This is a genomic window from Nocardioides sp. NPDC057577 (assembly GCF_042801335.1).
Taxonomy (GTDB): Bacteria; Actinomycetota; Actinomycetes; order Propionibacteriales; family Nocardioidaceae; genus Nocardioides.
This window is the reverse complement of record NZ_JBHVGB010000310.1, coordinates 1-2,411: the sequence shown is the minus strand read 5'-3', so window position 1 is coordinate 2,411 and position 2,411 is coordinate 1. Positions and strand designations below refer to the sequence as shown.

The 2,411-nt window shown below is 69.9% G+C and carries 3 protein-coding genes; 1 reads left to right on the top strand and 2 read right to left on the bottom strand.

The genetic code is table 11. The annotated features are described in order from the left end of the window. Positions 1-44 precede the first annotated feature (44 nt). Complete coding sequence (locus ACFU7D_RS29305) at positions 45-1,001, bottom strand: D-alanine--D-alanine ligase (protein ID WP_378873961.1); 957 nt, start codon at positions 999-1,001, stop codon at positions 45-47. 38 nt (positions 1,002-1,039) lie between these two features. After that, the gene (locus tag ACFU7D_RS29300; protein WP_008358330.1) at positions 1,040-1,276 is read right to left on the bottom strand and encodes an Lrp/AsnC family transcriptional regulator; all 237 of its coding nucleotides are present in this window, start codon (positions 1,274-1,276) and stop codon (positions 1,040-1,042) included. A 154-nt stretch (positions 1,277-1,430) separates the two neighbouring features. Between ACFU7D_RS29300 and ACFU7D_RS29295 the strand changes: the two genes are divergently transcribed. Beyond that, complete coding sequence (locus ACFU7D_RS29295; RefSeq protein ID WP_378873958.1) at positions 1,431-2,387, top strand: thiamine-phosphate kinase; 957 nt, start codon at positions 1,431-1,433, stop codon at positions 2,385-2,387. Positions 2,388-2,411 lie beyond the last annotated feature (24 nt).

Sequence of the window (2,411 nt, the reverse complement as noted above, 5' to 3'; positions counted from 1 at the left end):
GACTCGGCGTGGTTCTCGGTCAGTTCGAGCCGACTCGGCGGGGGTCAGCGGGCGAGAGCGCGCTTGAGGAGGGCGAGGGTGACCTCGCCCATCGAGGTGCCGTCGTGCTTGGCGGCGAAGGGGAAGACGCTGGTCTCGGTGGCGCCGGGGGTGATGGCGACCTCGAGGACGACGAAGCTTCCGTCGGGGGTGACCATGAAGTCGGTGCGGGAGATGTCGCGCATGCCGAGCAGCTCGTGGGCGCGTACGGCGGTCTCGCCGAGCTCGGCGAGCAGCGCGTCGGGGAGGTCGGGGCGGCCGAAGCCGACGAACTCGGCGGTGTAGCGCGCCGCGAAGTCGAACTCGTGGCCCTTGCTGAAGTCGATGGCGATCGGGGTCAGCGGCTTGACCCCCTCGTCCGTCTCGTGGACCACCACGGAGACGTCGATGCCGGCGTAGAAGCGCTCGATGAGCGCCTCGTCGCAGTAGGCGTAGGTCTTGACCAGGGCGGCGGGGAGGGCGGAGAGGCCGTCGACGCCGGTGACGCCGAGCGCCGATCCACCGCGCGAGGGCTTGACCACGACCCGCTCACCCAGCCGCGAGATGACGTGCTCCATCAGCACCGGCGCCCCGACGTCGCGGAACGTCGTGGACGACAGCGAGACCGAGTCCGGTACCGGGATGCCCCCGCGGCGCAGGAGCTCGCGGGCGGCCGTCTTGTCGAACGCGACGCGGCAGGAGGTGGAGACGGTGCCGACGTACGGGATCCCGATCAGCTCCAGGAGCGTCTGGATCTCGCCGTCCTCACCGAACTGGCCGTGCAGAGCCGGCAGCGCCACGACCGCCTTGTCGCGCTCGAGGTTGTGCAGCAGCGCCCGGTCGAAGTCGTACGCAGCCACCTCCACGCCCAGCGCCGACAGCTCGCGCACGAGGTTGCGGCCAGAGGCCAGCGACACGTCGCGTTCGTGGCTCAGCCCGCCGGCGATGACGGCGACAGGCCCGGAAAGAGGAGGAGTGCTCATGGGTTCGTTGTAACAGACGGCCGGGTGCAGCCGTGAAATCAGATGTGAACGACCGGGCAGGTCAGGGTGCGGGTGATGCCCTCGAGGCTCTGGACGCGCGCCACGACCATCTTGCCGAGCTCGTCGACGTTGCGTGCCTCGGCGCGAACGATCACGTCGTACGGACCGGTGACGTCCTCAGCCAGGGTCACGCCCTGGATCTTGCCGATCTCGGTGGCGACCTCTGCGGCCTTGCCGACGTCGGTCTGGATGAGGATGTACGCCTGTACGACCATGGTGCTGCTCCTGTTCTCCGTGCCTTCCTTGGCACAACGTCAGGCAAGTAACCTATCGCGTTATCTGTCGATCGACCTACACCGACCCTTGGGATAAGACAGCTCATGCGTGTCCCGGTATCTCCGCGCATCGCGGGGAGGGTTGGATGGAGCCATGGCTTTTCCGAGGGACACGACGCTCGCCGACATCGGTGAGTTCGGGCTGATCACCGAGATGACCAAGCACTTCGCCCAGGGGGAGCAGGTGCTGGTCGGCCCCGGCGACGACGCTGCGCTGGTGCGGGTCAAGCAGGGCCACGTGGTGGTCTCGACCGATCTGCTCGTCGAGGGTCGCCACTTCCGGCGGGACTGGGCAGAGGCGTCTCACATCGGCCATCGGGCGGCGGGTCAGAACCTCGCCGACATCGCCGCGATGGGTGGCGTCGCCCACTCGATGACTCTCGGGCTCGCCCTGCCCTCGGACCTCCCGGCCGAGTGGGCGGTCGACTTCGCCGAGGGATTCGCCGCGGAGTGCGCGCTGGTGGGGGCCTCCGTCATCGGCGGTGACATCACCGGTGCCGACCAGATCGTGATCTCCGTGACGGCTATCGGCGCGGTCGCTCAGGCACCGGTCCTGCGCTCCGGCGCAGAGCCGGGCGACGTACTCGCGCTGTGTGGCCGCCAGGGGTGGGCCGCGGCCGGCCTGGCGATCCTCAAGCGGGGGTTCCGCTCACCACGGGTGCTGGTCGACGCCTACCGCCGCCCGCAGCCGCCGTACGCAGCCGGCCCCGCTGCCGCGGCGGCCGGCGCCTCGGCGTTGATCGACGTCTCCGACGGGCTCCTGTCCGAGGCCCGGCACATCGCCGATGCCTCGGAGGTCTCCATCGACGTGCACACCGCCGCGCTGACCGTCCCCGACGAGCTCAACGCGGTCGCCTCGGCGACGGGCGCCGACGCGCTCGCGTTCGTGCTGGGCGGGGGAGAGGATCACTCCCTGCTCGCGGCTTTTCCGCCTGATGCCGAGCTGCCGGAGGGGTGGACGGTGATCGGGACGATCGGTGAGCCGGGCGGGGAGCCGGTGACGGTCGACGGGGAGGTCTATGAGGGGCCAGCGGGGTGGACGCACTTCTGAGGCTGGGCGTCCGTGTCTGGGTTG